The sequence below is a fragment of the Streptomyces canus genome, from assembly GCF_041435015.1.
Classification (GTDB): Bacteria; Actinomycetota; Actinomycetes; order Streptomycetales; family Streptomycetaceae; genus Streptomyces; species Streptomyces canus_G.
The window spans coordinates 544,960-568,231 of record NZ_CP107989.1; the positions used below are offsets into that span (position 1 = coordinate 544,960).

Genomic DNA, 23,272 nt, shown 5'->3' on the forward strand with positions numbered 1-23,272 from the left:
CCCGACCGTCATGACCAGCGAGGCGATCGCCACCGTCGAGACCTACTCCGAGGCCTTCGGCACCGGTGACCTGGAGCGGATCCTCTCCCACTTCACATCCGACGCGTGGATGATCCCGGGCGATCCAGCACTGGCGTCCTGGGACGGACTCGCTCGGCATCACACATACCTACCTCGGTGAGCCGCTCACCACCGCCGCGAGGATCCATCCGCCCTCACCGGATCCAGGGAGATCGGAGAATCACCGATGACGACATGGACGAGTGACGAGCTCAACCTCATCGCAAGGGCCGACGAGTTGGAGATGGCGCCGCGGCGCGGTGACGGCACCCTGCGGGGGCCGGTGCCGATCTGGGTCGTCCGCGACGGTGACGACCTGTACGTCCGCTCGTTCCGAGGCACGGACGGCGGCTGGTGGCGCACGGCCCGCGCGAGCCACGAGGGGCACATCCGCTCCGGTGGCGTCGACAAGAACGTCACCTTCCTCGAGGTGACGGACTCCGAGACCAACGACCGCATAGACACCGCGTACCGCACCAAGTACGGCCGCTTCGGCGACGCATACGTCAACCCCATGGTGACCGCGCGCTCGACAACCCTGCGGCTGATCCCCCGATGAACACGACGATCCCGGTGGAAGCAGTTGCGCTCCCATCGGCATCCGTCCCCTCCCAGGAGTACGCGCCATGCTCGGTCTCGAACTCGTCGTCGCTCTGGGCGCGGCCGTACTGCTGGGCAGTGTCCTGGGCCGGCGCTTCCACGTCGCGCCGCCCGTCATGCTGCTCATCGTGGGTGCGCTGCTCGGTCTCGTGCCGGCCGTCCGCCAGACCCAACTCCCTCCCGAAGTAGTGTTGTTGCTCTTCCTCCCCGTGCTGTTGTACTGGGAGAGCCTGACCACGTCCATGCGGGAGATCCGTACGAACCTGCGCGGGATCGTCCTGCTCAGCACGGTCCTGGTGATCCTCACCGCGGGGACTGTGGCGGTAGCCGGACACGCGCTCGGACTGCCCTGGGGGCCGGCGTGGGCGCTGGGCGCGGCCGTGGCTCCGACCGACGCCACAGCGGTCAGCGCCCTGGCCGGCTCCCTGCCGCGTCGTCAGATCACCGTGCTCCGAGCGGAAAGCCTCGTCAACGACGGCACCGCGCTCGTCATCTACGGCCTGGCGGTCGGTATCACCGTCGGCGAGGAGCACCTCACCCTGCCGCACGTCGGAGCGCTGTTCCTGCTCGCGTACGGCGGCGGGGCCGCGGTCGGCGTGGCGGTCGCCTGGGTCAACATGAACCTGCGGCGCCGCCTGGACGATCCCCTGCTGGGCAACCTCGTCATGATCCTCGCGCCGTTCACGGCGTTCCTGCTCGCCGAACTGATCCACGCCTCCGGTGTCCTCGCGGTCGTCGTGAGCGGGCTGATCATGGCCCAGGTGGCTCCCAGCCTCATCCGGGCCGAACATCGCCGACAGGCACTGGCCTTCTGGCCGCTGGCCACGTTCATCATCAACAGTGCGCTGTTCGTCCTGGTCGGCGTGGAACTCCAGTACGCACTGCGCCACTTGAGCCGGTCCGACCTCCAGGACGCCCTGATCGCGGTCGGCGTGGTCAGCGTGGTGCTGGTCGCGGTCCGGATCGCGTTCCTGTTCTCCTCCGCCTACCTGATCCGCGCCCTCGACCGGCGTCCCGAGCAACGGCTGCGAAGAATGACCCACCGGGCCCGTGTCGTCAGCGGTTTCGCGGGCTTCCGCGGCGCGGTGTCGCTCGCCGTGGCCCTCTCGGTGCCGGAGACACTCGACTCCGGCGCGCCGTTCCCCGATCGCGCCTTCATCGTCTTCGTCACCTCCGGCGTCATCGTGGTGACCCTCGTGGTGCAGGGACTGCTGCTGCCCGGCGTGGTGCGCTGGGCCCGGCTGCCGCGCGACACGTCCGTCGACGAGGAAGAGGTGCTCGCCGAGACGAAGGCGACCGAGGAAGCCATCGAGGCACTGCCCCACCTCGCTGCCGAACTGGGCACCACCCCGAAGGTCATGGAGTGGCTGCGCCAGGAGTACGAGGCCCACCTGGCGACCGTACGGGCCAAAGGCACGGGCACCGACAGCGATCCGGCCCTGCTCCACAACCGCCACTACACCGACCTCCGCCTCGCCCTGCTCGCCCACAGGCGCGCCACCGTCGTACGCCTGCGCGACGAGCGAGAGATCGACGACACCGTGCTGCGTCGGCTCCAGGCCGCCCTGGACAACGAAGAGGTGCGGCTGGCCGGACGCGAGCAGGTGGAGTGAGCGGAGTCCGACACCCGGCCTCGTCCCAAGTCCCCCAGGAGAACGGATCCTTCCTGCCATGCCCTCCGGCCTCATCGACGTCCACGCCCACCTCCTGCCCGACTTCTACGTCGAGCAGGCGACCGCGGCCGGCCACGCCCACCCCGATGGCATGGGCGGCTGGCCGTCGTGGTCCGTCGAAGCGCACCTGGACCTGATGGATCGCAACGGCATCGAGACCGCGATGCTGTCCATGTCCTCCCCCGGCGTGCACTTCGGCGACGACAAGGCGGCCCGACTCCTCGCCCGGCGCGTCAACGAGTACACCGCCGAACTGACAAGAGACCACCCCGGCCGCTTCGGCAACTTCGTGTCGCTTCCGCTGCCGGACGTGGACGCCTCGTTGGAGGAGATCGCCTTCGCCTACGACGAACTCGACGCCGACGGCGTGGCCCTGCTGACCCACACGCACGGTATGTACCTGGGTGACCCACGCCTCGAACGGGTCTTCGCGGAACTCGACCGCCGCCGAGCCGTGGTCTTCCTCCACCCCACCTCACCCGTGGGCTGGGAACAGTCCGCACTCGGTCGACCGCGGCCGATGGTCGAGTACATCTTCGACACGGCCCGCACCGTCACGGACCTGGTGATGGCGGGTGTCGTGGCGCGTTGTCCCCGCATCCAGGTGATCGTTCCGCACTGCGGTGGTGCGGTCCCCGTCCTGGCCGACCGCATCAACGAGTTCATGAGACTGTTCGTGCCCTCGGAGAAGTCGCCCGCCCAGGACGCGGTGGAGCAACTACGAGGCCTGTATTACGACATGGCGGGCACTGCCTTCCCACGCCAGGTCCCAGCGCTGCTGAAGCTCGTCGATCCGGACCGCGTGCTGTTCGGCAGCGACTACTGCTGGACCCCTCCCCCGCTGGCCGACGCGCACATCGCGGCGATCGACACGGCCGAGTCACCGGTGGACGGACCCACGTGGCGGTCCCTGACGACGGCCAACGCCCAGCGCCTGTTCCCAGCGACGGCGCGGTAATTCGACACCGCCTTCAACAAGGAGGAAAAATGCACACGCGAACGCTCGGGCGAGACCTCCGGGTATCCGCCGTCGGCCTCGGCGCCATGGGAATGTCCCAGAGTTACGGCCCGAACCCCGGCGACCGACACGACATGATCGCCGTACTCCGTGGTGCCGTCGACCGCGGGGTCACCTTCTTCGACACCGCTGAGGTGTACGGCCCCTACGTCAACGAGGAGCTCGTCGGCGAGGCCCTCGCTCCCGTCCGTGACCAGGTGGTGATCGCCACGAAGTTCGGATTCCACATCGAGAACGGCGCCCCAGCCGGACTCAACAGCCGGCCCGAGCAGATCCGTGCCGTCGCCACGGCCTCCCTCGAACGGCTCGGGGTCGAGAGGATCGACCTGTTCTACCAGCACCGCGTGGATCCGGAGGTACCGATCGAAGACGTCGCCGGCACGGTTGGCGAGCTCGTGCAGGAGGGCAAGGTCCGCTCCTTCGGGCTCTCGGAGGCCGGCGCGGAGACCATCCGCCGTGCTCACTCGGTCCACCCGGTGACGGCCGTACAGAGCGAGTACTCGCTGTGGACCCGGGATCCCGAGCCGGAGGTCCTGCCGACGTGCGCGGCGCTCGGGATCGGATTCGTGCCCTTCAGCCCGCTCGGCAAGGGGTTCCTGACCGGGTCAGTGGACGCGTCGACGTCCTTCGCGGACGGCGACGTCCGCACGACGATTCCACGGTTCACGACCGAGAACCGAGCGGCGAACCAGGCCCTGGTCGAACACATCTCAGCGCTCGCGCAGGCCAAGGACGCCACACCGGGACAGGTCGCCCTCGCCTGGCTGCTCGCGCGGCATCCGTCGATCGTCCCGATTCCCGGAACAAGGCGCATCGCCCGCATCGAGGAGAACATCGGCGCCACCCAGCTGCCGCTCTCCGCCGACGAACTGGCGGACCTCAACGAACTGGCCGGTCGGGTCGGGGTGCAGGGAGACCGCTACAACGAGCACCACATGTCGCTGGTCGACAAATGACTTCTGCTCCACGGGCTGACACCGCCAGTCCGGCGGCCCTGGCGACCCCGAGGCGACCCGAGACGTCACCGCCTCGCACTCGCCGGCCCCGACCGCCACCGACGGGAGCGGGCGCTCGAACCAGACCTTCCTCGTCGACGTCGTCGTTCGATCGGGCGGAGCCGAACGCCGGGCCATGGCCGGCGGCCAGGACATGTGCGCCGTCACCAGGCCCCTGGTCGCCGAGGCTCTCGAGTGCGTCCTGACCGGCCGCACCAAGACCGTGGACGCCGCCTCCGCCGACGAGATCTTCGACGCCCCCGACTTCCCGCACGCGCTCGCCCCGCACCTCACACTCGACCTGGGTCCGGTCTGAATCCGGTCTTGATGTGTCAGCGGGCGAGGGAGACGGCGAAGGGCTCGAAGCCGTGTCGGCGCAGAATGTGGGGCACGACCAGGATCATGGCCTCGGTGGCGCGGGCCGTGGTGATGTCGCCGAGGTCCTCGATCCGTTCCGGCTGCCAGCCCAGGTCGCCGAGCAGGCCGGTGACGGTCCTCTTCGCGAGTTCGTCGTCGCCCGAGAGATAGGCGGTCGGTGGGGTGGCCAGGGTTTCGGGAGCGGTCATGACCGTGAAAAGCATGGTGTTGAGGGTCTTGACCACGTGGGTGTCGGGGAGCGCGGCCTGGAGCTTCTCGGCGAGGCTGCTGCCGGGGTAGCACAGGTCGCCGGGCAGGCCGTCACTGTCGTCGCCGGTGGCGTTGGAGACGTCGACGAGGATCTTGCCGGCGAGTTCGGTGCGCAGGTCGGTGAGTCGGTCGAGGGAACTTCCGCCGGGCGTCGCGTTGATCACGATGTCCGCGGTGCGGGCAGTGGTGCGCTGGTCGGCGAAGGCGATCCGCGGGGCGAGCCCGGCGGTGCGGGCGGCGGTCCTTTCAGGGCTCCGGACACCGAGGGTGACATGGTGTCCGGCTGCGGAGAGCTTGCCGGCGAGGTTGGTGCCGACGCGGCCGGCGCCCAGTATGCCGATGCTGGTCATGCGGTGATGCTCCTTGCGGTATCGGGGCGGTATCGGGGTGGGGAAGAGCAGAGACTTCGGGTCATGCGGTCGTCGCGAGGACCTTGAGGGCGGCGCCGTGGATGCCGGGGGCGGCGGCCAGGAAGTCGCGGCTGCCGGTGTTCCAGGGGTCGCCCGTCAGGTCGGTGACGGTGCCTCCGGCCTCGGAGACCAGCAGGGCGCCGGCGACCAGGCCGGAGCGGACGTCGGAGAACTGCCAGAACGCGTCCATGCGTCCGGCGGCGACGTGGATGAGCTGCATCGTGGCGGGAACGGACACACGCACGACCAGGCCGTTGATGAGCATCGCGGTGACGGAGTCACCGATCCGCCGGAAGGTGCGCTCGTCCTCGCCGGGCTTGGCCTGGCCGGTGCCGATGAGCGCCGCGCCCAGGTCGGTCTTGGCGGACACCTTCAGGGGCCGGTCGTTGAGGCGGGCACCGCCGTCGGCGACCGCGGTGTAGGTGTCGCCGGTCAGCGGCAGATGGACGACAGTGAGTACCGGCTGGTTGTCGCGGACCAGGGTGGCGGTGACGGCCCAGTCGTCCATGCCGTGAACGTGGTTGATGTTGCCCTCGGCGGGGTCGACGACCCACCACTCCCCGGGCGGCAGCGCGCCGCCGGCCAGCTCGTCCTCGGCCCACTGCGACCCCGGCCGGGCCCGCAGCAGCGGCTCCCGCAGCACGTCCAGCACCGCGTCGTCGTTGGCGTGGATCTCACCCACGACCTCGTCCAGACTTACGCCCCGGGCATGCGAGGTGTGGCGGTCGCGCAGCGTGACGCCGGCGGTCTTCACCGCGACCGTCACGTCGGACAGAAGCGTCGTACCGGCGTCGAAAGGCATGGCTGTGCTCATGGCGGGCTCCCTGGAATCGGTAGAAGCGGGGCGGGTGTCTCGCCCCCGCACTTCGAAGGTAGGCCGCAGGGTCATGAACAACAAGTGCATGCTTGTCACTTGTAGAGTTACCGGCATGCAACTGGATCTCAACCTGCTCACGGCCCTGGACGCCCTGCTGGAAGAGGGCAGCGTCACCGGCGCGGCGGCACGCCTCCACGTGACCGCACCGGCGATGAGCCGTTCCCTGGGCCGCATCCGCAAGGTCACCGGTGACCAGATCCTGGTCCGCACCGGCCGCAGCATGGTCCCCACCACCCGCGCGCTGGCCATGCGCGCCGAGGTCCACGCCCTCGTGCAACAGGCCCACCGCCTCCTGTCCGCGCAGCAGGAACTCGACCTGGCGGCCCTGGACCGGGTGTTCACCATCCGCTGGCACGACGCCCTGACCGCCGCATGCGGCACCGCCTTGACCACGGCCGTCCACCATCAGGCCCCCGGCGTCCGGCTGCGCCTTTCCGCCGAACCCGGCGCGGACGACGCCGAGTTGCGCCGTGGTGAGGTCGATCTCGAATCAAGCTCCAGCGTTCCGACGCTCCCCGACATCCGCCACCGCCTCGTCGGCAAGGACCGGCTGATCGTCGCGGCCCGCCCGGGCCACCCGCTCACCGCGGGCCCGCTGAGCCTGGAGCATTACGCGGCCGCCGAACACCTCACCGTTTCGCGGCGCGGAAGCCTGCGCGACCCGATCGATGACGCCCTGACCACACGCGGCCTCGAACGACGCGTCGTCGCCGTCGGGCCCACCGCCGCCTTCGCACTGCAACTCGCCCTCGACACCGACCTGATCGTCACCGTCCCCGACGCGGTCACCCGCACGGCCCGGGAACAACTCGGCCTGGCCACGCTGCCACCGCCACTCCCGCTGCCCGACGTACCCCTGTACCTGCTGTGGCACCAGCGCTACGACAACGACCGCGCCCACACCTGGCTGCGAGACCTGGCCACCGAAACCGTCCAGGCACTGTTCACACCACCGACTGCCTCTCAACTGCCCCGCACCAACCGGACCGGGGCAGCCGACTCCCGTGCTCGCGAACATCACTGACGACCATGTCCCGTGTGTCGGTCTCGCAGCACTCCGGACACCAGGTGACAGCTCGTTCCACGGTGCGTTTCGTTGCGACGAGTGGTGCCTGCGGCGGTGCCTCGCTCTTGACGGTCTGGTCCGGAGCGGGATCCGTTTCAGCCACAGGCCGAGTGACTGGAGCCCTCTGTCGGGCCGCCGGGGGCACCGCCGCCCTGCTCACCAGGTGGCGCAACTCCGGTGCCACTACGAGGGGAGAGCCGACTGCCTGCTCGCAGTCACCGGTGTCACCACAGCCCTGAAGTGGAATCGGGTCACGCGGGGTGCGGCACCGGGCCCGGGAACGTGCCGTTGGCCGCTTGCGGGGGCGTATTCCCGGGAGGGGGAGAACTGAGGGCGGCCAGCATCGGCAGCGGCTCCAGCCCGAAGATGTCCCGACCGTTGATCTCGGCCATCGGGTCGATCCGGAACGCGCCGTGCGTCGCCAGTACGTGCACGTCCCGGACGAAGCGCTGGATCGGGTTGGCCAGGCCGACGGTCGAGGAACCGAGTGCCAGCTGCAGCCCGTCGATCACCTGGAGACAGGCGTGGATCTGATGGACGAGGTCCATCGTGATCTCCGGTTCCTCCGACGGGTGGAAGTCCTCGCTCGCCAGTGCGCGCCGGTCGATCTCGTCGGCCTGCCGCTCGATGACCGATGCGGCCGTGTTGATGACGGCCCTCGCCTTGCCTGCCACGACCTGCGTCGAGGCCATGTCGGCCATCGTCGGATACGGCAGGTTGAACGGCGGCCGCTTGGCTGCCTGCTCGACGAAGGCCTTGAAGGCACCCTGGGCCATGCCCAGGGCGAGCGCCGCGAACGCCGTCGTGGTGGCGACCATGGTTCCGATCGCGGAGTGCATGAATCCGAGTCCCTGGTACGTGCCGCGCAGTGCGTCCATACGCGCGGGCATGTCCATGGTGTGGACGACTCGGTCCTCGGGGACGAACACCTCCTCGTCGGCCCGCACACTGTTGCTCGACGTGGCACTCAGGCCCATGACGTGCCAGTCGTCGACGATCGTGTACTGGTCCTGGGTGAGGAGCCCCATCGCCCGACGTCGTTCCCCGGTGTCGGGGTCTTCGTACTCGAACCCGACCGAGGCCCACTTCGCGATCTTGCAGCCACTTCCGAAGGACCACTTGCCCTGCACCATCCAGCCGCCCTCCACCTTGCGACCGTCGCCGACCTTCGGCGCGAAGACGGTGGCGCCGAACAGGAGCGGTCCCTGCCAGGTCTTGATGTCGGCGAACACCTCCTCCTTCACACGCTCGTCGAAGGTGAGCGCGCCCCGGACAGCGCTGGAGACGATCACCGTCCAGCCGGCCGACGCATCGACACGTCCGAGCTCACGCACGACCTCCGCGGTGTCGCGCGCGCCGGACGCGAATCCGCCCAGCTCGACCGGGACGGTGATACGGAACACGCCGATCTCGTGCAGTACCGAGACCGTCTCGGGTGCGAGCGCGCCCTGCGACTCCCCCTCACGGGCACGTTCGGCAAGGCCGGGCGCCGCCGCGCGCACCGCGTCGCGCATCCGCCGTCCCTCCTCGCTGAGATAGGGGGATTCGGGAAACCTGTTCACTTTGGGCGACGTCATTGTCATCTCGGTTCTCTTTCTTCAACCTTGGGCAACGCCGGCCGCGTTCATCACTGCGTACGCGCGACGGCGGAATGCGATGCAGGGGGGAGCGCCTCCGCCCGGCGCCGTCAACAGCCAACGGATGCTGCGGGAGCGGTATGCGACCGGCCGGGCTCGCCGGTCAGTTCCCCGGCAGGGGCGCGGCCATCTTGCGGAAGGCGCTCCAGTGCTCGGCGAGCTTGCCGTCGCGCACCCGGAACACCGTCAGGATGTACCAGTCGTAGGTCTCGCCCGGGCTCGTCGGGTCCGGCGTCGGCGCCTTCATCATGACGCAGGCCAGTTCGCCCTCCACGGTCACGTTCACCACCGGCGGCGGCGTGCCGTTGCCGGTCGGAACGTGGCGGAAGTGCTCGATGAGGTTGTCCAGGCCGTTGCCGGGTGCGTTCGGGTCGTGCTGGATGTAGTCCTCGACGACGTAACGCTTCATCACGTCAGCGACGTTCTCCTGCACGGTGCCGTCGCGGACCATGCGCCCGAGGTCCGCCTCGAAGTCGACCAGCAGACGCTTGACGGCGGTCCGCTCGGGTGTGTCGGCCTGCGCGACGGCGGCCTTGAAGTCCTCGCGGTCCAGCCAGGTCTCGTACAGGGCGGGATCGTTGATGTGCGCGATGCCGTCGATGATGCTGAAGTCGTTCATGCTCGGAGGGGCTCCTTGTCCCGGGAGGAATCTGTTGCGGCACGGCGCTCGGGGACGCCGCCGCCGATCATGGCGATGGGGGCAGGCCGCGGTCTTCTCCGCGTCGCGGGCCGTCCGGCGGCGCCGTTCTCAACCCATCTGCGGCTGGGGGGCGTTGACGCCGCGCTGGGGCACCGCGGCGCCGACCATGGGGAAGGGCTCGAGCCCGAGGAGGCGTCGGCCGTTCTGCTCGGCGAGGGGGTCGACGCGGATCGCGCCGTGCGAGGTGACCACGCGTGCGTCGCGGACGAACCGCTGGATCGGGTTGGACAGCGCGATGGTGGAGGAACCGAGCGTCTTCTGGAGCAGGTTGATGGCGTCCTCGCACAGGTTCGCCGCGTACGCGAGCGCGAGGCTGATCTCCGACTCCTCCTCGTCGGTGAACTCGAGACCTGCCTCGGTGCGCGCGTCCACCTGGTCCGCGAAGCCTTCGATCGTCGCCCCGGCGAGAACGATCATCGCCTGCGCGCGCCCGGCGGCCACCTGGGCCGAGGCCATGTCGGCGACGCTCGGGTAGGGCAGGGTGAACGGCTTGCGCTTGATGGCCTGCTCGGCGAAGCACGAAAGTGCACCACGGGCCATGCCCAGCGTGATCGCGGTGCTGCTGAGGGCCACGGTCATCAACAGCGCCCGGCCGCTCTGCTGGAAGGCTGCGCCGGTGTAGTGGTGCCGGATCTGGTCGAGCCGCGGCGGGAACTCGGCGAGGTCGAGGAAGCGGTAGTCGGGGACGAAGATCTCCTCGGTGACGCGCAGGCTGTTGCTGGACGTCCCGGAGAGCCCCATCACGTGCCAGTCGTCGAGGATCTCGAACTGCTCCCGCTCCAGGACCACCACACCGCGGCCGGTGCCGCCGGCCTCCGCCGGGTCGAAGGCGATCCCGACCATCGCCCAGCGGGCGTGCTTGCAGCCGCTGCCAAATGCCCACCTGCCGCTGACCATCCAGCCGCCGTCCACCTTGCGGGCGTCCCCGACCGTGGTCGCGAACACGGAGGCGCCCACGAGGGCCGGACCCACCCAGCCCTCGACGTCCTTGCGGATCTCCTCGATCAGCTCCGGCTGGAGCCCGAGGAAGTTGCGCAGGCCGACACCGACGAAGGCACTCCAGGCCGCCGAGCCGTCGCCCTCCCCCAGGGCTGCGACCACCTCGACCAGGTCCCGCGCGCCCAGAGCGGTGCCACCCCACTCGACCGGCATCGTCATCCGGTAGATGCCGGCCCCGTCGAGCGCCTTGAGCACATCGGGAGTCAACGCCCCGATCCGCTCCCCTTCGCGCGCCTGCTCCCGGATCAGCGGCCTGAGTTCGCGAATCCGATCGCGCAGCTCACGTCCGGCATCGGTCAGCCAAGGCGATTCCACGGCCCCGAACTCCGGGGCAATGTGCTGGAACATCGGCTCTCCTCAATAAAGTTGGGCAAAAGAAGACGAACTGATCTGCATCGGGAATGAGTTGATGCCAGTCCCGCTCAAGCGGGGACAGCCGGCCTGTCGCCGTCGCCGAGTCGCCGGAAGCGGCTTCCGTGGAAGACCAGGGGTTCGGCGGACGCCAGTGTCCACAGGCGGTCTATCTCCAGCAGGGCGATGGTGTGGTCGCCCGCCGGCAGTTCGGCGCGGAGCGTGCAGGTGTACCAGGTGACGGCTCCGGGAAGGACGACCGCTCCTTCTCCGGTCGTCTCCCAGTGCACCTCCGCGAACCGGTTCTCCTCCGCACCCGCGAGGGCGCGGCACACTTCTCCCTGTTGCTCGCCCAGGACACTGAGGCCCAGCCGCGGACGCTGCCTGAGCTTCGGCCAGGTGCGGGACGAGGTCTGCATGCACACCGAGACGAGGGGCGGGGTCAGCGACACGGAGGTGAAGGAGCTCACCGCCATACCGACGGGGCGATCGTCCACCATTGCGCACACCGCGATCACACCGCTCGGGAAACGGCCGAACGCTTCCCGCAGAGCCTGCGCGTCCATCGGTGCCACCGGTGTGAGCTGCGGCTCGATGCCGGGGCCGGGAGTCATGACCCCCTGGGGCCCGTGGTCATTCATCGACATGATCCTCACCTTCTGTCTGGCTGCCGGGCGGCCGGCTCAGCCCACCTGGGGCACGCCGCCGGCGAACATGGGAAACGGCTCGAATCCGAGGAGCTGACGGCCGCTGAGCTCGGCCAACGGGTCGAAGCGGATGGCGCCATGAGTGGCCAGCACGCGCACGTCCCGCGCGAAACGCTGGATCGGGTTCTTGAGACTCACCGTGGAGGAGCCAAGGGCGAGTTGGAGCTTGTCGATGGCGTCCGCGCACAGCCGCACCGCGTAGACGAGGTCCATCGTGATCTCGGACTCTTCGGCGCCCGTGAACTCGATCCCGGCCATGGCTCGGCGGTCCACCTCGTCGGCGTGGCCGAGGACGGTCGCCCCCGCGGCGTTGATCATCGCGCGGGCCGTACCGGCGGTCACCTGGGTCGACGGCATGTCCGCCACGGTGGGGTAGGGCAGGTTGAACGGCTTGCGGGCCTTCGCCTGCTCGACGAAGCAGTCCAGGGTGCCGCGGGCCATACCGAGTGCGACGGCCACGTTGCTGAGACAGGTGATCAGCATGAGCGCGCGTGTGTCGTTGCGGAACCCGATACCGGCGTAGCGATCCCGCACGCTGTCCATGACCGCGGGGAAGTCGGCCAGGTCGACGAACCGGTGGTCGGGGACGAAGGCCTCCTCCTCGGCGGTGATGCTGTTGCTGGAGGTGGCTTTCAGCCCCATGACCTTCCAGTCGTCCAGGATCGTGTACTGCTCGCGCCTCAGCAGCGCCATTCCCCGGCCGGGCCGGCCTTCCGAGTCGTCGTAGGTCACGCCCACGGCCGCCCAGGCCGCGTGCTTGCAGCCGCTGCCGAACGCCCACTTCCCGCAGACCAGCCACCCGCCGCCGGTCCGGCGGGCCGATCCCACGCTCGTGGAGAACACGGAGGCACCGACGACCAGCGGGCCGATCCAGGTGTCGATCTCCTTGAAGACCTCGTCGACGGTCTGCTGGGGGAACCCGAGGACATTGCGGATGCCGCCGGCCACGAAGACCGTCCAGGCAGCGGATCCGTCGCCTTCACCGAGCGCCGTGACGATCTCCACGACGTCTCTCGCCCCGAAAGCGTAACCACCCAGCTCGACGGGCAGCGCGGTCTTGAAGACACCCGCTTCGTGGATCGCCCTCAGCGTCTCGGGAGGCAGGGCGCCGAGCTCTTCTCCTTCCCGCGCTTCCTCACGCAGCAAGGGGATGAGGGCGCGCACCTCGTCCCGTATCTGTCGGCCGCGATCGCTGAGGTGCGGAGAGGGGGTCTTGTTCATGGGGCTCCTTCACGGCTCAACTGTACTGCACTGTTCAGTCCAGTTGAACCGTACGGTAGGGTCCAGTGAAAGGTCAAGACATGAGATCCGTACCGGCGCTGAGCGGGGCCGGGACTCGACAAGGAGTGAGATGGCTGAGCAGGGGCGTCCCCAGCGCACGGGCGCGGGCGGGCGGAACAAGCGGGAATCCATTCTCGACGCCGCGGTCGAGCTGTTCCTGGAACTCGGCTTCGATCAGACCTCGATGGACGCCGTGGCGGCACAGGCCGGAGTCTCGAAGACGACCGTCTACGCCCACTTCGGAGACAAGCTGGAGCTGTTCCGTGCGGTGATCGCCCGCGGAGGAGCCTCCCTCGACTTCGATCTGGACCAGACGATGCTCGCCTCCGTCGACGATCCACAGGAGAGGCTGGCACGCATCGCCCTGAAGCTCCTCCAGGCCACGACCGCTCCGAACTACCTGGCCTTCATTCGGGTCCTGACCGTCGAGGCGGCCCGCCGCCCCGAGCTGACCGAGACGATTCGATCCCTCGGCGTACCGCATGTCGTCGATCTGGTGGCCGTGGCGCTCCGCGAGGACGCACGGCTGCACGGCTACACCCTTTCCGACGCGGAGGCCTACGCCGGACTGTTCGTGCGCATGACGGCGGCCGGACCGCAGATGGACGCGCTGCTGGATCTGGAGGCCGACCGCGACCCGGACCATCTCGAGGCGTACGCCAGATGGACGACGGCCATCTTCCTGCGCGGCCTGAGCGCCGACGACCGGCCGGACGTACCCGATTCCGCGATCCACCAGGTCTTCCCCTGGCTGTCACGGGCGAGTTCCTGACTCACGCCGTGGCGCGGGAGACGCAGACTTCCGCGCCACGGCGTTCCCGAGCACTCCTGCGGGATTGCCGGACACCGCACGCCCCGACCCCTTCCGGCCCCCCTTTCGGGGTGGCGATGGCGATTCGATTCATGCGGGCCTCTTGACCGATCGAATGCACTGGACCGTACAGTTCATCGATCGGAGTGCCGCTCGGCGCTCGGCGCCCTCGGCGAGCCACCGGCCGCACGGGGGCCGCCCCGCCCGCTCAGCCGGCGGCCGCCATCGCCTTGCGCGAGGAAGGACGACGATGTCCCCACCCCAGCCCCACACGGAATTCGCCCCGCCCGGCCGACCGGGTGCTCCCGCCCCCGCCTCCCTGCGGGAGTCCCTGTCCGCGTTGCGCGGCTATCCCACACCGGCCTGGAAGGCCGCGATCGCCTGCGTGCTCGCCATGGTCCTCAGTCCTCCGGCCCTCGTCACGGCGGTCACCTTTCTCATCGACCCGGTCGCCGAGGACTTCGGCTGGTCCCACTCCCAGACGCTGACCATCTTCAACATCCCCACCGTGGCCGCCCCCTTCGTACTCCCCCTGGCCGGCCGGCTGGTCGACCGCTGGGGCGCCCGGGTGGTCGCCGTTCCGGGTACCGCCCTCTACGCGCTCTCGACGGCGGCGGTGGCACTCGTGGGTGCGAACGGCGTCGTACTCATGGCGGTCCTGCTGGTGAGCACGGCTCTGGGGTACACCTCCATACTCGGCGTGGTCTACAAGGTCGTCTCCGAGTGGTTCCCCCATCACCGCGGACTGGGCTACTCCCTGCTCATCGGCGCGACCTCCAGCCTCGCCGGCGCCGCCCTCTCCCCCCTGAGTCAGCTGTCCATCGACCACTTCGGCTGGAGGACCACCTACCTGCTGATCGGCGGATGCATCCTGCTGGCCGTCTTCCCCGCCCAGTACTTCCTGATGTACGAGCCTGCGGTGCCGCCGCTCGCCCCCGGGAACGCCGTTGCGCCGACGGGAGCGGGCCGGGCTGCGCACAAGGAACTGCCCGGACTCCCCCTGGGCCGGGCGCTGAGGACCCGCGCCTGGTGGTACACGATGCTGGTGCTGACCGTGGCGGCGGGTGTGGCGATGAGTGTGCGCCTGAACGCCGTGTCGCTCTTCGGCGAGCAGGGCTACTCCGCCACCGAGGTGTCCCTGTCGGTGTCGGTCATGCTGGTGGCGTCCGTCGCCGGGCAGATCCTCGCCGGCATGACCCTCGACCGGTCACGTACGCCTCGCGCCTTCGTGCCGTTCATGGTGTGCCTGGTGCTCGGCATGCTCACGGTCTTCGCCGCCACCGGCGACATGTGGGCCCTGTTCCTCACGATGGGACTGCTCGGTGTCGTCACCGGCGCGGAGTCCACCACCGGGCCGTACTTCGTGGGGTGCTACTTCGGCATGCGGGCCTTCGCCCAGATCCAGGGCATCACCCTGGGCATCGTCAGCCTCGTCGGCATCGGAGTCTTCCCGGTGCTGGCAGAGGGGGCGGCCGAGAGCACGGGCGGGTACACGGCGACGCTCGTCGCGCTCACCGTTGCGGGCTTGATCGTCCTTGCGCTGTCGGTCTTCCTGCCGGCTTACCCGAGCCCCGCCGCCCCCGACTCGGACGTCGGCGAGCCGGAAGCCGGCAGCGCCGATGAGCGCATGGGCAGCTACTGAGCTCGGACTCCGGCTAGGCATCCGGATCATTTCAGATCGTTGACAATACTGAACCGTTCAGTTTGACTGCACTGAACCGTACAGTACGGAATTCGCGCCACCGAACCACCGGAGGAAACGTTGCAGGAGTACACGATCGCGGGCGGGGTCGCGCAGATCCATGGCCCCGCCTTCTTCGAGGCATGGATGTACCGCGAGGACTTCGTCGACAAGCTGTCGGAGTCGACGACGGCCGAGGTGACCGCGATGAAACGCCTGGTCATCGAGTTCGAAGCGGCGCTCGCCCGGATGATGGTCGGCGGCAGGGTCGACGAGCAGGTCGACGGCGTACTCGAGAAGTTCGTCGTCGACGACTACATCCAGAACGATCCGAACGTGCCCGGCAACGGGCGCGCTTTCCTTGCGGACGGGTTCCGCAAGATCCCCTCGACCGTGGACGCGCCGCCCCCTCCGGTCGCGTTGATCGTCGAAGGCGACCTCGTCTGTCTGCTGATGCAGAAGCCGTGGCCCGATCCGACCATCCCCGGCGCGACGTACGACTGGTTCATCCCCACCGTCTTCCGGGTCAGGGACGGGAAGCTGGTCGAGCACTGGGGTGCCTACAAGAAGGGCGGCCACGACGCCGGGCCGGCGCCGGAGTAGCGCGCAGACAGGGCCTCGTAACCCCACGCCACGCTCACGCCGCCACCGGGCGGCAGCATCCGCACTTTCTGTCAGTCGTGCAAACCCCTTGACCCACTATATGAACTGGACCGTACAGTATCGCATCTGTCCGAATAGCCGGGTACCGCCGCGCAGCCCTCCTGCGCACGGCGCCGGCCCCGGACCGAATGCGGGCGTGCGTCACACCTCGCGTACGGAAGAAAAGGACGACGATGTCCCCGAACCCTCATGACGACCTCACGGCACCCCACAAGCAGACCCACAGCACAGGCTCCCTGCGTGCGTACGTGACCTCCCTGCGGGGCTATCCCTCCCCTGCGTGGAAGGCCGCGATCGCCTGCGTATTGGCCATGGCCCTGAGCCCGGCCGCCTCCAGCGCCACCATCACGTTCTTCGTCGGACCGGTCGCCCGGGACTTCGGTTGGTCCCAGTCGCGGACTCTGACCATCCTCAACATCCCGATCATCGCCGCTCCGCTCATCCTGCCGCTGGCCGGCCGCTGGGTCGACCGCTGGGGCACCCGCGCCGTGGCGGTACCGTGCGTCGCTCTGTACGGCGTGTTCACCGCGGCCGTCGCACTCGCCGGCGGCAACGCCGTGTTCCTGCTCCTGCCGATGCTGGCTTCCGCCCTCTGCGGATACATCGGCATCATGGGCCTGACCTACAAGGTCGTCGCAGAGTGGTTCCCCGGCCACCGTGGGATGGGCTACTCACTGTTCATCGGCGGCGCCACCAGTCTGGGCGGAGCGGTCATCGCCCCGTTGTGTCAGCTGTCCATCGACGGTTTCGGCTGGCGCCAGACCTACCTCCTGTTCGCCCTGTGCATCCTCGTGATCGTCTTTCCTGCCCAGTACTTCCTGCTCACCGAGCCGACGCGGGATCCTGCGGACCTCGCGGCGAAGAAGGACGGACGACGTCCGAAGGAACTCCCCGGCATGCCGCTCGGCGCCGTGCTGCGCACACGGGCCTGGCTGGTCACAGTGGCGGCCATCGTCCTGACCGCGGGCGTGGCGACAAGTGTGCGGTCGAACGCGGTCTCCCTGTTCGGCGAGCGCGGCTATTCGCCCACGACGGTGTCCCTGTCACTGTCGGTACTGCTCGTGGCCTCCTTCGTCGGAATGTTCCTCGCCGGTGTGGCCATGGACCGTTCGAAGAGCCCACGCGCCTTCGTGCCGTTCGTCGCGTGCCTCGTGGTCGGCACGGTCGTGATCTTCACAGCCAGGGGAGGAACCTGGGCTCTGCTGCTGGCCATGGGCCTGCTCGGTGTGGTGATGGGCGCGGAGTCGTCGGTCGCGCCCTATCTGGCGGGCCGGTACTTCGGCATGCGCGCCTTCGCGCAGGTCCAGGGCATCACGCTGATCATCATCACGCTCCTGGGCGTAGGTCTGACGCCGACCCTTGTCCAGGCGGCCGCCGAGGCCACGGGCAGCTTCAACGCGCCCCTGATCGCCCTGACCGGGGCCAGTGTGCTCACCCTGGCACTTGTCTTCCTGCTCCCGCGCTACCCGGCCGACGAGCAGCGCGAAGTCGCGGTGGCCGACGAGGCGACGCATTCGGAAACGGTCTGAAGCCGACCGCAGAGCACACAAAAGATCCCGGGAGGGCACGCGATGCGCGTGCCCTCCCGGGCGTTGAGCGGGGACGGACGGGGCTAGCCCCGCGGCGCGGGTACTCCCGGCACGGGTACTCCCGCTCCCGGCGGCGCGGCGGGGGCCGGCGGCGGGTTCAGGCGCAGGGGCTGCAAGGCCTCGCTCCAGCGCAGCAGTTCGTCGAGCATCATCGTGGCCGCGACCTCCAGCGGCTCGTCGGCCCGGAAACCGCCCTCCCCCATGAGCTTGAAGACGAACGGTATGGACACGGCCTCGGGAATCGGCATCATCTTGAGAGCCGTCGCGATCTCCTTGAGCACCTGCACGGAACGCAGGCCGGCCGCGACGCCGCCGTAACTGACGAATCCGACGGGTTTGTAGAGCCACTCCCGGTACAGGAAGGAGAGGGCGTTGAGCAGCGCGGCCGGGGGCCCGGAGTTGTATTCGGGCGTGACGAAGACGAAGGCGTCGGCCTCGTCCACCGTCGCGCTCCACCTGAGCGTGTGCTCGTGGGTGTACTGACCCGCACGGGGATGGCCGGGTTCGTCGAGGAGGGGGAGGCCGAGCTCGGCGAGATCGACGAGTTCGACGTCGAAGCCGCCGTGCTCCTTCGCGGACTGCGCCGCCCACTGGCCGATGGGCAGTCCCAGTCGGCCGGGACGGGTGCTTCCTATGACAACGTGCAACTTCGGCATGGGCGAGCCTTTCTGAGTATGCGTGTGCTCGAGCGCGAATGGGATGAAAGGGGACGCCGACCAGTCAGGTCCGGGCCGCGGGCGGCGGACCGGGGGGCTTGGGCGGGGCAGACTTGTTGATGCCGCTCCAGTGCTCCACGAGCCGTCGCCCGCGCACGCGGTAGGCGTCATAGGCGTAGTAGGGGTAGAGCGCGCCGCTGCCGTCGGGTTCGGCCTGCGGGAGCAGTCCGGCGACCACGACGATGTCGCCCTCGGCGACGATCAGTGCGGGCGGGTTGAGGGGCTCGGCGGGCGGGGGAACGGGGCCGTTCGGGAATCGGCTGCGCACGAACTCCTCCAGGCCCGCCCTGCCGGGTGGGTAGTGGGAGACGTGCTGGAGGTAGTCCTCGTCGACGAAGTCCTTGACCGCATCCGGGTTCTGCGCGTCGAAGACGCAGCGGTAGAAGTCCACCACCAGGCGCTTGTTCGCCTCGACGTCGATCGAAGGCGATGACGAGACGGTGGTCGTTCGCGTAGGCGTACCCGGTGCGGGGCGCCGCGGTGGGGCGATCTTGTTGAGGGACGGCCACCGCTCGGCGATCCGTCCTTCACGGATCCGGTAGGTGGTGAACGCGTAGTGGTCGAAGGTGGAGCCGGGGGCGTCCGGGTCCGGTTGCGGCATGTAGTGACAGACACAGACCAGGTCGCTCTCCCCCACGACGAACACCGGGTCCCGCCGCCCTGAGACCTCGGGCGTGCCCTGGTCCGCCGTCGGTCCACCGTCGAACTCGCGGCGCAGGAGATCGGCGAACGGCTTCGCTCCGTCGGCGACGTCGGCACCGTGCTGGACCAGGTCAGGGGTGACGTGGTCGGCGACCGCGTCGGCGTTTCTCGCGCCGAGGACATCGGTGAGGAACCGGGCGACCAGGCGCTTGTTGATGCGTGGCTCTTGCTCCGTTGATGTAGCCATGCACCTAACTAAACTGTACCGTACAGTGCACGTCAACAGGACGCTTGACATCTCCCCCACCCCAGAGGGAGTGTCCTATTAGGTGAATCGCCTGTTCGGAATAACAGGACATTGATAGCTGTCCTACAGAGAAGGGGACACCATGACTTTTCTGGATGCCGGCGACTGGCAGGAGCGGATCTTCTCCGGAGAATGGATCAAGGCGACGGGCGAGTCGTACGACTCCACCGAGCCGGCCACCGGCAAGACCCTGGGCCGAGTCGGCTCCGCCACCCCCGCCGACCTGGAGCGGGCCGTGGAGCATGCGGTGCGGGCCCAGCGCGACTGGGCGGCGCGGCCGTACGTGGAGCGGGCCCAGGTGCTGCGGCGGGCGGCGCGCCTGTTCGAGGAGCACCAGGCCGAGATCGCGGAATGGATCGTGCGGGAGTCCGGTGCCCTGCGGCCGTTCGCCGACTTCCAGACCTCGAACGGGGCGGCCGAGGAGTGCTACGAGGCCGCGGCACTGGCGGCGGCTCCGTACGGCGAGGTGCTGCGGTCCATCGAGGACCGGCTGTCGTTCGCCCGGCGGCGCCCGGTGGGCGTGGTCGGGGTGATCGCCCCGTTCAACGCACCGATGGTGCTGGCCATGCGCGCCGTCGCCCCCGCCCTGGCGCTGGGCAACGCCGTCGTGCTCAAGCCCGACCCGCGCACCGCCATCTGCGGCGGCGTCACCATCGCCCGCGTCTTCGAGGAGGCGGGTCTGCCGGCGGGCGTACTGCACATGCTGCCGGGCGGCGCCGACGTCGGTGCCGCGCTGGTGGACGACCCGCGCGTACCCGTCATCGCGTTCACCGGCTCCACCCGGGCCGGAAAGGCGATCGCCACCGCGGCGGCGCAGCGGTTGAAGCGGGTCCACCTGGAGCTCGGCGGCAACTCGGCGCTGATCGTCCTCGACGACGCGGACCTGGAGAAGGCCGTCTCGGCCGGCGCGTTCGGCTCGTTCCACAACGCCGGACAGGTGTGCATGGCCTCAAGCCGCCACCTGGTGCACGCCTCGGTCGCCGAGGACTACGCCGAGCTGCTCGCCCAGCACGCGAACGCCGCCCCGGTCGGCGACCCGGCCGGAGGGCAGGTCGCGCTCGGCCCGATGATCGACGAACGGCAGCTGCAGGCCGCCCACTCCGTCGTCACCGACAGCGTGGCGTCCGGCGCGCGGCTGGCCGCCGGCGGCACCTACGAGGGCCTGTTCTACCGGCCGACCGTGCTGGCCGACGTGCCGCTCGACGCCCGCGCCTACAAGGAGGAGATCTTCGGTCCGGTCGCCCCGGTCGTGCCCTTCCAGGACCTCGACGAGGCCGTCCGGCTGGCCGGCGACACCCACTACGGACTGTCGCTGGGCATTCTGACCCGGGACGTCGCCAAGGGCCTGGCACTGGCCGACCGTATCCCCACCGGACTGGTCCACATCAACGACCAGACCGTGAACGACGAGGCGACCGTGCCGTTCGGCGGCGTCGGCGAGTCCGGCAACGGCTCCCGGCACGGAGGGACCGTCGCCAACCTCGAGGGCTTCACCGAACAGCAGTGGGTCACCGTCCGCGGCGAGATCCCCGACTACCCCTTCTGACCCCGCTCTGGTCTCTCACCCCCGCTTCACCCGCACTTGGAGCACGCAGATGACACTTCCTCCGCGGCAGGGCCCGTCCCTGCCCGACCCCATGACCATCGCGCCGCGCACCACCCCGCAGCCGTCCACCCCACAGCTCACCCAGGACGCAGCCGACTGGGCGCCCGGCAACAAATTCCTGCGGGGCCCGTTCACTCCCTGGACCGAGGAGAGCGGCGCGTACGACCTGGAGGTGGACGGGCAGATCCCGGACGACCTCGCCGGGGCGCTGTTCCGCATCTCCTCCAACCCCCGCTTCCAGCCGCGCGATCCCGACCGCTACCACTGGTGGGAGGGCGACGGCATGGTCTGCGGCATCTACCTGCGCGACGGCCGGGCCGCCTACCGCACCCGCTGGGTGATGACCGACTCCATGAAGTTCGAGGTCGAGCAGGGCGAGGCGGTCTACAGCGGCTTCGCCAACGGCGGCAGCACGGCACCGCTCCCCCACGGCGCTCCGCCCGCGAAGAACGTCGCCAACACCAACGTCGGCATCTTCGACGACCACCTCCTGGTCTACTTCGAGGGCGGACTGCCGTACTCGATGCACCCCGAAACCCTGGAGACGTACGGCACCTACGACTTCGACGGCGGCATCGACGTCCTGTGCACCGCCCATTACAAGACCGACCCCGACAGTGGCGACATGCTCTTCTTCGCCGCCACCGGCCCGACCATCACCTGGTACCGCGCGGACGTGAAGACCGGGCACGTCGTCGACAGCCACAGCTTCGACATCAAGGTGCCGGTGCTGATGCACGACTTCGCCGTCAGCGACAACTACGCGATCTTCTTCGTCACCCCGGCGCAGTTCCGCCTCGACCACATCATGCGGGGCGAGCCGGGCGTGGTGTGGGACGAGGCGTCGCTGCCGCACGGAGTGCAGATCGTGCTCATGAACCGGCAGACGCACGCCGTCAGTTGGCACGAGGTGGGCGGCCACTGGGCCAACACCCACTTCTACAACGCCTATGAGGAGGACGGCCAGGTCGTCATCGACGGACACCGCATCACCCGCCTGGGCACACCGGCCGACCGGCTGGGCACGCCGGTGACGTCCCACTCCTGGTTCCCGCCGTCGGTGCCCCACCGCTGGCGTGTGGACCTGGCGACCGGCCGGGCGACGGAGGAGCTGGTCGGCGGTGTCGCCGGAGAGTTCCCGAGGATCAATGACGCCTTCACCGGCCGGCGTCATCGCTACGGGTATTTCGTCACCACCCGCTACCTGGCCGACGACACCATGAGTGACGGTCTCGCCAAGCACGACGCCTTGCGCGACTCCACCACGGTCGTCGAGGGACCGGATCACCTGACCAATCCCGGCGAGCCGGTCTTCGTGGCCCGCGAGAACGCCGTCGCCGAGGACGACGGCTACCTGCTCACCCTGTGGTGGAACCGCGAGACCGGACTGAGCGAACTGCTCATCCACGATGCCGCCGATCTGCGGCGCACGCCTCTGGCCAGGGTGAAGCTGCCCAGCCGCGTGCCCTTCGGCTTCCACGGCAACTGGGCCGACCACACCACGCTCGACCAGGCTGTGGCCGCCCGCAGCGACGCGAACTGACCCGCTTCTTGCATTGCGAGTTCTGAAAGGAGAGGTCCATGGCTATCACCGGCCTCGGACACACCGGCTTCTGGGTGGACGACCTGGAGACGATGCGTGACTTCTACACCCGGGTCATGGGGTTGACCGTGACCGACGAGGACGAGGAGCGGGCCATCGTGTTCTTCTCCTCGCGTCCCGAGGAGGAGCACCACGAGTTCGTCCTCCAGCGCGGCCGGACCGCGCCTCCCGGCGCCAAGCTCACCCATCAGGTGTCGTGGAGGGTCGACTCGCTGGAGACGATCATCGACTTCCATCACCGGTTCCGTGCTGAAGGGATCGAGGTCCAGCAGGAAGTCACCCACGGCAACGCGATAGGGATCTACTTCTTCGATCCCGAGGGCAACCGCAACGAGGTCTACCTCCGGGTGGAGCGGGACGTCCGCCAGCCCTTCCGCAAGTCGCTCAACCTCGACCTGCCCCCGGAGGAGATCTTCGCCGAGGCCGAGCGGCTGCTGACCGAGGGCGGTCCGGCCTACCAGCCCGTCCAGTGACGGTGTCCTCGCGACGGCTGCGCCCCGGGATCCCGGGGCGCAGCCGCAGGGCTTGGGCGTCGGTGGCCGCCGCCCTCGTCGCCGAACGCGTCGTACCCCGATCCCTCCCCCATCTCAGCTGCACACCTACGACGTGGACCGAAGTGCCGGCCCTGGCCGCCGCTTCGTCCCCGCCCTCCG

At 69.1% G+C, this 23,272-nt stretch carries 22 protein-coding genes and 1 pseudogene; 14 read left to right on the forward strand and 9 right to left on the reverse strand.

All coding sequences use genetic code 11. From position 1 onward, the window contains the following. Window positions 1-10: 10 nt before the first annotated feature. The 6 genes and pseudogenes from OG841_RS02625 to OG841_RS02650 form a co-directional block, all read left to right on the forward strand. Entirely contained in the window at window positions 11-181 is a 171-nt protein-coding gene (locus tag OG841_RS02625; RefSeq protein ID WP_328642977.1) for a hypothetical protein, read from the forward strand. 66 nt (window positions 182-247) lie between these two features. After that, a complete protein-coding gene (locus OG841_RS02630) occupies window positions 248-619 on the forward strand; it encodes a DUF2255 family protein (protein ID WP_371563050.1) in 372 nt (123 codons plus the stop codon). Between the two features lie 67 nt (window positions 620-686). Then, complete coding sequence (locus OG841_RS02635; RefSeq protein WP_371563052.1) at window positions 687-2,273, forward strand: Na+/H+ antiporter; 1,587 nt, start codon at window positions 687-689, stop codon at window positions 2,271-2,273. A 58-nt stretch (window positions 2,274-2,331) separates the two neighbouring features. Beyond that, window positions 2,332-3,291 carry an amidohydrolase family protein gene (locus tag OG841_RS02640; RefSeq protein WP_371563055.1) on the forward strand — a complete coding sequence of 320 codons (960 nt, stop codon included), beginning with the start codon at window positions 2,332-2,334 and terminating at the stop codon, window positions 3,289-3,291. 29 nt (window positions 3,292-3,320) lie between these two features. After that, complete coding sequence (locus tag OG841_RS02645) at window positions 3,321-4,307, forward strand: aldo/keto reductase (RefSeq protein WP_371563058.1); 987 nt, start codon at window positions 3,321-3,323, stop codon at window positions 4,305-4,307. Window positions 4,308-4,356: 49 nt separating this feature from the next. Beyond that, a pseudogene (locus OG841_RS02650) lies at window positions 4,357-4,662 on the forward strand (saccharopine dehydrogenase); the annotation flags it as partial. Window positions 4,663-4,678: 16 nt separating this feature from the next. On the opposite strand, the gene OG841_RS02655 reads toward OG841_RS02650, so the two are convergent. Both OG841_RS02655 and OG841_RS02660 read right to left on the reverse strand, forming a co-directional pair. Continuing rightward, on the reverse strand, window positions 4,679-5,323 hold the full coding sequence (locus OG841_RS02655) for an NADPH-dependent F420 reductase (protein WP_328642972.1): 645 nt from the start codon (window positions 5,321-5,323) through the stop codon (window positions 4,679-4,681). A gap of 61 nt (window positions 5,324-5,384) precedes the next feature. After that, entirely contained in the window at window positions 5,385-6,197 is an 813-nt protein-coding gene (locus tag OG841_RS02660; protein WP_328642971.1) for an inositol monophosphatase family protein, read from the reverse strand. 115 nt (window positions 6,198-6,312) lie between these two features. Between OG841_RS02660 and OG841_RS02665 the strand changes: the two genes are divergently transcribed. After that, window positions 6,313-7,284: a LysR family transcriptional regulator gene (locus OG841_RS02665; protein ID WP_328642970.1), complete on the forward strand. Its 972-nt coding sequence runs from the start codon at window positions 6,313-6,315 to the stop codon at window positions 7,282-7,284. A gap of 293 nt (window positions 7,285-7,577) precedes the next feature. On the opposite strand, the gene OG841_RS02670 is transcribed toward OG841_RS02665, so the two are convergent. The 5 genes from OG841_RS02670 to OG841_RS02690 all read right to left on the reverse strand — a co-directional run bounded on the left by OG841_RS02670 (window position 7,578) and on the right by OG841_RS02690 (window position 12,941). Then, a complete protein-coding gene (locus tag OG841_RS02670) occupies window positions 7,578-8,909 on the reverse strand; it encodes an acyl-CoA dehydrogenase family protein (protein WP_371563062.1) in 1,332 nt (443 codons plus the stop codon). 157 nt (window positions 8,910-9,066) lie between these two features. Continuing rightward, entirely contained in the window at window positions 9,067-9,582 is a 516-nt protein-coding gene (locus OG841_RS02675) for a nuclear transport factor 2 family protein (RefSeq protein WP_328642969.1), read from the reverse strand. Between the two features lie 129 nt (window positions 9,583-9,711). Further along, window positions 9,712-11,010: an acyl-CoA dehydrogenase family protein gene (locus tag OG841_RS02680; protein WP_328642968.1), complete on the reverse strand. Its 1,299-nt coding sequence runs from the start codon at window positions 11,008-11,010 to the stop codon at window positions 9,712-9,714. Between the two features lie 74 nt (window positions 11,011-11,084). Continuing rightward, a complete protein-coding gene (locus OG841_RS02685) occupies window positions 11,085-11,660 on the reverse strand; it encodes a flavin reductase family protein (protein WP_371563066.1) in 576 nt (191 codons plus the stop codon). Between the two features lie 36 nt (window positions 11,661-11,696). Continuing rightward, window positions 11,697-12,941: an acyl-CoA dehydrogenase family protein gene (locus tag OG841_RS02690; RefSeq protein ID WP_371563069.1), complete on the reverse strand. Its 1,245-nt coding sequence runs from the start codon at window positions 12,939-12,941 to the stop codon at window positions 11,697-11,699. Between the two features lie 130 nt (window positions 12,942-13,071). On the opposite strand from OG841_RS02690, the gene OG841_RS02695 reads away from it, so the two are divergent. The 4 genes from OG841_RS02695 (at window position 13,072) to OG841_RS02710 (ending at window position 17,685) form a co-directional block, all read left to right on the forward strand. Then, the gene (locus tag OG841_RS02695; protein ID WP_328642965.1) at window positions 13,072-13,773 is read left to right on the forward strand and encodes a TetR/AcrR family transcriptional regulator; all 702 of its coding nucleotides are present in this window, start codon (window positions 13,072-13,074) and stop codon (window positions 13,771-13,773) included. A 433-nt stretch (window positions 13,774-14,206) separates the two neighbouring features. Further along, on the forward strand, window positions 14,207-15,454 hold the full coding sequence (locus tag OG841_RS02700; protein WP_437114279.1) for an MFS transporter: 1,248 nt from the start codon (window positions 14,207-14,209) through the stop codon (window positions 15,452-15,454). 120 nt (window positions 15,455-15,574) lie between these two features. Continuing rightward, window positions 15,575-16,096 carry a nuclear transport factor 2 family protein gene (locus OG841_RS02705; protein WP_371563076.1) on the forward strand — a complete coding sequence of 174 codons (522 nt, stop codon included), beginning with the start codon at window positions 15,575-15,577 and terminating at the stop codon, window positions 16,094-16,096. 233 nt (window positions 16,097-16,329) lie between these two features. Next, window positions 16,330-17,685 (forward strand): MFS transporter, encoded by a 1,356-nt coding sequence (locus OG841_RS02710; RefSeq protein ID WP_371563080.1) that lies wholly within the window; start codon window positions 16,330-16,332, stop codon window positions 17,683-17,685. A gap of 83 nt (window positions 17,686-17,768) precedes the next feature. On the opposite strand, the gene OG841_RS02715 is transcribed toward OG841_RS02710, so the two are convergent. Together OG841_RS02715 and OG841_RS02720 are read right to left on the reverse strand one after the other, a co-directional pair. Further along, window positions 17,769-18,401 carry an NADPH-dependent FMN reductase gene (locus OG841_RS02715; RefSeq protein WP_328642960.1) on the reverse strand — a complete coding sequence of 211 codons (633 nt, stop codon included), beginning with the start codon at window positions 18,399-18,401 and terminating at the stop codon, window positions 17,769-17,771. 64 nt (window positions 18,402-18,465) lie between these two features. After that, on the reverse strand, window positions 18,466-19,350 hold the full coding sequence (locus OG841_RS02720) for a nuclear transport factor 2 family protein (protein ID WP_371563084.1): 885 nt from the start codon (window positions 19,348-19,350) through the stop codon (window positions 18,466-18,468). A gap of 142 nt (window positions 19,351-19,492) precedes the next feature. Here OG841_RS02720 and OG841_RS02725 point away from each other — a divergent pair, with 142 nt between their 5' ends. The 3 genes from OG841_RS02725 to OG841_RS02735 are packed head-to-tail and all read left to right on the forward strand — an operon-like array spanning window position 19,493 to window position 23,092. Next, the gene (locus OG841_RS02725) at window positions 19,493-20,956 is read left to right on the forward strand and encodes a benzaldehyde dehydrogenase (RefSeq protein WP_328642958.1); all 1,464 of its coding nucleotides are present in this window, start codon (window positions 19,493-19,495) and stop codon (window positions 20,954-20,956) included. A gap of 49 nt (window positions 20,957-21,005) precedes the next feature. Then, the gene (locus OG841_RS02730; protein ID WP_371563089.1) at window positions 21,006-22,559 is read left to right on the forward strand and encodes a carotenoid oxygenase family protein; all 1,554 of its coding nucleotides are present in this window, start codon (window positions 21,006-21,008) and stop codon (window positions 22,557-22,559) included. Between the two features lie 38 nt (window positions 22,560-22,597). Next, complete coding sequence (locus OG841_RS02735) at window positions 22,598-23,092, forward strand: VOC family protein (protein WP_328642956.1); 495 nt, start codon at window positions 22,598-22,600, stop codon at window positions 23,090-23,092. Window positions 23,093-23,272 lie beyond the last annotated feature (180 nt).

Bases quoted from the DNA above. Each gene is read 5' to 3' on its own strand.
- OG841_RS02700 (WP_437114279.1), top strand. From the start codon at position 14,207: ATGGTCCTCAGTCCTCCGGCCCTCGTCACGGCGGTCACCTTTCTCATC.
- OG841_RS02670 (WP_371563062.1), bottom strand. From the start codon at position 8,909: ATGACAATGACGTCGCCCAAAGTGAACAGGTTTCCCGAATCCCCCTAT.
- OG841_RS02725 (WP_328642958.1), top strand. From the start codon at position 19,493: ATGACTTTTCTGGATGCCGGCGACTGGCAGGAGCGGATCTTCTCCGGA.
- OG841_RS02685 (WP_371563066.1), bottom strand. From the start codon at position 11,660: ATGTCGATGAATGACCACGGGCCCCAGGGGGTCATGACTCCCGGCCCC.
- OG841_RS02715 (WP_328642960.1), bottom strand. From the start codon at position 18,401: ATGCCGAAGTTGCACGTTGTCATAGGAAGCACCCGTCCCGGCCGACTG.
- OG841_RS02625 (WP_328642977.1), top strand. From the start codon at position 11: ATGACCAGCGAGGCGATCGCCACCGTCGAGACCTACTCCGAGGCCTTC.
- OG841_RS02730 (WP_371563089.1), top strand. From the start codon at position 21,006: ATGACACTTCCTCCGCGGCAGGGCCCGTCCCTGCCCGACCCCATGACC.
- OG841_RS02655 (WP_328642972.1), bottom strand. From the start codon at position 5,323: ATGACCAGCATCGGCATACTGGGCGCCGGCCGCGTCGGCACCAACCTC.
- OG841_RS02665 (WP_328642970.1), top strand. From the start codon at position 6,313: ATGCAACTGGATCTCAACCTGCTCACGGCCCTGGACGCCCTGCTGGAA.
- OG841_RS02735 (WP_328642956.1), top strand. From the start codon at position 22,598: ATGGCTATCACCGGCCTCGGACACACCGGCTTCTGGGTGGACGACCTG.
- OG841_RS02640 (WP_371563055.1), top strand. From the start codon at position 2,332: ATGCCCTCCGGCCTCATCGACGTCCACGCCCACCTCCTGCCCGACTTC.
- OG841_RS02675 (WP_328642969.1), bottom strand. From the start codon at position 9,582: ATGAACGACTTCAGCATCATCGACGGCATCGCGCACATCAACGATCCC.
- OG841_RS02660 (WP_328642971.1), bottom strand. From the start codon at position 6,197: ATGAGCACAGCCATGCCTTTCGACGCCGGTACGACGCTTCTGTCCGAC.
- OG841_RS02710 (WP_371563080.1), top strand. From the start codon at position 16,330: ATGTCCCCGAACCCTCATGACGACCTCACGGCACCCCACAAGCAGACC.
- OG841_RS02720 (WP_371563084.1), bottom strand. From the start codon at position 19,350: ATGGCTACATCAACGGAGCAAGAGCCACGCATCAACAAGCGCCTGGTC.
- OG841_RS02690 (WP_371563069.1), bottom strand. From the start codon at position 12,941: ATGAACAAGACCCCCTCTCCGCACCTCAGCGATCGCGGCCGACAGATA.
- OG841_RS02645 (WP_371563058.1), top strand. From the start codon at position 3,321: ATGCACACGCGAACGCTCGGGCGAGACCTCCGGGTATCCGCCGTCGGC.
- OG841_RS02635 (WP_371563052.1), top strand. From the start codon at position 687: ATGCTCGGTCTCGAACTCGTCGTCGCTCTGGGCGCGGCCGTACTGCTG.
- OG841_RS02630 (WP_371563050.1), top strand. From the start codon at position 248: ATGACGACATGGACGAGTGACGAGCTCAACCTCATCGCAAGGGCCGAC.
- OG841_RS02680 (WP_328642968.1), bottom strand. From the start codon at position 11,010: ATGTTCCAGCACATTGCCCCGGAGTTCGGGGCCGTGGAATCGCCTTGG.
- OG841_RS02695 (WP_328642965.1), top strand. From the start codon at position 13,072: ATGGCTGAGCAGGGGCGTCCCCAGCGCACGGGCGCGGGCGGGCGGAAC.